The organism is Mycobacterium sp. (assembly GCF_035499775.1).
GTDB lineage: Bacteria > Actinomycetota > Actinomycetes > Mycobacteriales > Mycobacteriaceae > Mycobacterium.
Map to the genome: position 1 here is coordinate 1 of NZ_DATJYB010000438.1, position 3,913 is coordinate 3,913.

The 3,913-nt window shown below is 60.5% G+C and carries 4 protein-coding genes; 2 read left to right on the plus strand and 2 right to left on the minus strand.

Annotated elements, in window-relative coordinates; genetic code table 11:
* Together VML93_RS27040 and VML93_RS27045 are read left to right on the plus strand one after the other, a co-directional pair.
* The coding region (locus tag VML93_RS27040; protein WP_325615334.1) for a hypothetical protein at positions 1-281 on the plus strand (281 nt) is incomplete at its 5' end.
* Between the two features lie 504 nt (positions 282-785).
* On the plus strand, positions 786-2,030 hold the full coding sequence (locus VML93_RS27045) for a sodium-dependent bicarbonate transport family permease (protein WP_325615336.1): 1,245 nt from the start codon (positions 786-788) through the stop codon (positions 2,028-2,030).
* Positions 2,031-2,473: 443 nt separating this feature from the next.
* Here the strand turns inward: VML93_RS27045 and VML93_RS27050 are convergent, their stop codons facing one another.
* Positions 2,474-2,800, minus strand: a complete 327-nt coding sequence (locus tag VML93_RS27050; RefSeq protein ID WP_325615335.1) for a DUF732 domain-containing protein — start codon at positions 2,798-2,800, stop codon at positions 2,474-2,476.
* Between the two features lie 446 nt (positions 2,801-3,246).
* Positions 3,247-3,573: a PPE domain-containing protein gene (locus VML93_RS38715; protein WP_414686454.1), complete on the minus strand. Its 327-nt coding sequence runs from the start codon at positions 3,571-3,573 to the stop codon at positions 3,247-3,249.
* Positions 3,574-3,913: the final 340 nt, after the last annotated feature.

Sequence of the window (3,913 nt, forward strand, 5' to 3'; positions counted from 1 at the left end):
CGGACCCCCTCGCCCTGGAGCCGGGCGTGGGCCGCATGGCTCCGGGAAAGCCGCTCGGCGCCGTGCAGCTGGCGATCACGGTCGGCGTGGTCATGACCATCATTCCTGCAAACAACGATTTTTCGGCTTTCTCCCCCCATCTTGCCGTGTTCCTGCCGGCTGTCTTGATTGTGCCGGTCGTGATCTGCTGGACCGGACGCCCTGCGGCACCGAGCCGCCGGACGCCGGTGTGGGACGGCGGGATCGTCGTGTTCAAACGCCGAATTCACACTCGGCCATGACATTTCCCGCACTGGTGCGAGTGAACTTTGATCGCCTGTGTCAAGCGACGGTCACCCTGCAGCGGGCATCCGACGCTGTTCCAGCGTTACTTGTATCGCCCGGTCATCGCCGCTGTGCAACACTCCGCGAGTCTGGTGACGCCGGTCCAATCCGGCAACGCCAACTTGTACCTGCTCTATGTATTCTTGGTCGTCTTGATGGCTTACCTGCTCGGCGCGCCTGGTGGCCGATGATGATTACGTGCTGCGCCCCAACCAGGTCGGTCGGATCGGTCACTGGCATTCGTCGCCGCTGCAGGCGCATTAGGCAGCTGTTTCCCGCCGCTGGTGATGGGCGCACGACTCGATTGGCACCGACTACACGGTCGGGCTGCCGCTGTGACAACCGCGCCGCCGGCGTTCGCTCGCCCGGCGCTGTGGCTGCAACCCCGCGTTTTCTTGATGTTCGTGGTCGCCCTGCTAAAGGTCGGCGCTTTTCTTACCGCCATACCAACAGGAGAAAAAATGCTATATGAGTTCTGGCATAACTTCACCCACAACCTGTTCAAGCCGCTGCTGCTTTTCTTCTACTTCGGGTTCCTGATTCCGATCCTGAAGGTGCGGTTCGAGTTCCCGTATGTGATCTACCAAGGCCTGACCATGTACCTGCTGCTGGCGATCGGCTGGCACGGAGGCGAAGAGCTCGCCAACGTGAAGGCGTCCAGCATCGGCGGCATCGTTGGGTTTATGGTCGTGGGCTTCGTGTTGAACTTCTTGATCGGTAGCGTCGCCTACTTGCTGCTGATGCGCTTGAGTTCCATGCGCCGAGTCGACATGGCCACGGTCGCCGGCTATTACGGGTCAGACTCGGCCGGAACTTTCGCCACCTGCGTGGCGGTCCTGACGGCCGTCAACATCGCGTTCAACGCGTACATGCCGGTGATGCTGGCTGTGATGGAGATTCCGGGCTGCCTGGTGGCGCTGTATCTGGTGGCGCGACTGCGGCACCGGGGTCTTAACGAAGCGGGGTATATGCCCGACGAGCCCGGCTACACCCCGCCGGTCGAGGCCGCGGTCGGTCCAGGCACCGCCGCGCGGCCCCCGCGCGGCCAGAGCCTCGAGACCCAGAGCGAACGGGGGGTCGAGCAGGAGCGGGAGCTCTCGCTCGAAAAGCTGGAGCATCCGAACTGGGAGCCCGCCGAGCATCCGGCCATGGGTAAGGCCGAGAGGATGCCCACTTTCTCCCGTGAACTCCTGCGAGAAGTTTTGCTCAACCCTGGGCTTGTGCTCCTCTTCGGCGGCATCATGATCGGCCTCATCAGCGGTTTGCAGGGACAGAAGGTCGTTGCAGCCGACGACAAATTCTTCGTATTGGCATTCCAGGGCGTGCTGTGTCTGTTCCTGCTCGAGATGGGCATGACGGCGTCTCGTAAGTTGAAGGACCTGCGATCGGCGGGTCTCGGTTTCATCATCTTCGGTCTGGCGGCACCGAATATCTTTGCGACGCTGGGGATCTTTGTCGCCTACAGCTACGCCTACCTGACCCACACCGACTTCAAGCCGGGAACCTACGTGCTGTTCGCGGTGCTGTGCGCGGCGGCCTCCTATATCGCCGTCCCGGCGGTGCAGCGGCTGGCTATCCCCGAGGCAAGCCCAACCCTGCCGTTGGCAGCATCACTGGGTTTGACGTTCTCCTACAACGTCACGATCGGGATTCCGCTCTACATCGAGATCGCCCGAATTGTCGGCCATTGGTTCCCAATCAGCTAGAACGCCCACTTCCCCACCAGTGTCAGTGTGTCGCCGTTAGATATCAGCAAACCGCCCGCGACCACCGTCTGAGCTCAGAGCCCTGTGCCCGCCCCGTGGCGGCGGGAACGCGGTGTCCAGGGGTTTCGAAACCGAATCGACCCCGTGCCCCTAGCCGTACCGGCAACGGCCGGAAATGGCTCTGCACAGTCGATTCAAGGGCTATCAGCTAACCGTTTCGCCTGGTCGTTGGTTTCGGACGCCACGGAGGGATGCTGGCCGACACGACACCCAATCGTCGACCGACGCTGCGAGACGAATTGGCTAGCCTCGATCGGCAGGCACGGCGGGAATTGGCCACGACCCTCTGCCGAGTGTCGGAGACCTTCGCCGAGGTGCCCGACGGACGGACGGCATCGCACGTACTGGGTGTGCTTGCCTATATGCTCCACTCGGCTTTTGAGTCAGGTCTTGGAGAGTTGGCGAGGGCAGTAGAATTTCGCGGAAATCAGGGCGAAATTGGATGCGCTCTCCATATCGAATCCGGGGTTGTGGGTTTTCACGTCATGGACTAGCGCCAGGCCCGATTCGCCATTATTCAAGCACGTGCACACCGCTTTGCCGGCCGTAATGGCTCGATCTGGGCTCGAGTAGCTGATGCCGGCTTGGTGCAGAGCAGCAAGGAAGCCTGCGTCGTCACCGTGCAGAGGAGCAGGAGGAGCATCGCCATACGCCGGCGCGGCGAGGCCGATCATGACGGAAACGCCGAATAGCGATAGTAGCAGTCTCATAACTCATCACTCTCCCATTTTGAGACAATTTCTTGCAGCTTTCTCATGGCAGCCAAACTTCAGTGGCCCCGAAGTCTTAGGGCTCAGATGGGCCTGACGTACCGTTGTCGATGCGTGCGTGTGCGGCAATGCAAAGATGTTCTGCACCAACGGCATTGCCGGTTCAATCGGCGTGTGTTCAGATCGGCCAGTCGCGTTGGTCCGCACCGTTGTTGGCGCATCTGGTCCGGGACTGCGCCGCAATCTGGGCCGATGATCCACGCCGGAATCGTTTCGGCCCCGCCGATCTCCACGCCGCAGAGTCCAACAGTAAGGAGTTCTAACAATTGAAAGAGGTTGCCCCCTATCCCAACTGCGCATCCGACGGCATGATTTTGGCCTTGTCTCCTTTGGACAGGTGAAACCGTGTGGATGCGGGTTTCTTCGACAGTTGCTCGAGCAGGATGTCAAGACCTTCCTGATCGAAAGTGTGGTGCTGCACACTTTCGGGGTTCCTCCGATATTTGTGCGACCAGATGCTGCAGTTGCTCGGGTGAGTGTTTGCCTTTGAGAAATTTGAGCGGCTTGATGCGGGCCGCCATGCCCAGCGGCGACGGACCTACCCAGGGCCCGCTGGTCAGGGTCGAGATCATTGACGAATAGGTGCACACCGTGGACTGTAATTCGGTGGCGAACTCGCCCGAGGCCACCGCGGCGGCCAGCATCGACCCCGAGCCCAGAACCGTGTACACGCGATCGGAGTTGATCTCCGGCGGTAACATCCCAAAATCCATTGCCAAGCCAACACCTCCTGCGTGGACCGCCGTGTGATCGCGGCCCTGCCGAGCCGGCAACGACGAGATTTGGTCGACCGGCTCGACGATTTTCTTCCCGTTATTGGTCTTCCCAAAATCTCCCTGCTTAAGCTGGGAGGCTCCGTACCAATTTCTGTAGAAATGCTGTTATTAGCAACATGATTCATTTGATGTTGCGCGAGCTGGCCGCCGAACACCTGAGCCTCGACGCACCAGGATCACGGACGTCCAACAGCCGTATTACTGTTCTGGTCAATGGTTTTCGGATACCAGGTAGCGATTGCAGCCGACTCCGGAAACGCGCGCACCCGCCAATTCA

Coding starts and splice junctions, on each gene's coding strand:
- VML93_RS27050 (WP_325615335.1), bottom strand. CDS start 2,800: ATGAGACTGCTACTATCGCTATTCGGCGTTTCCGTCATGATCGGCCTC.
- VML93_RS38715 (WP_414686454.1), bottom strand. CDS start 3,573: ATGGATTTTGGGATGTTACCGCCGGAGATCAACTCCGATCGCGTGTAC.
- VML93_RS27045 (WP_325615336.1), top strand. CDS start 786: ATGCTATATGAGTTCTGGCATAACTTCACCCACAACCTGTTCAAGCCG.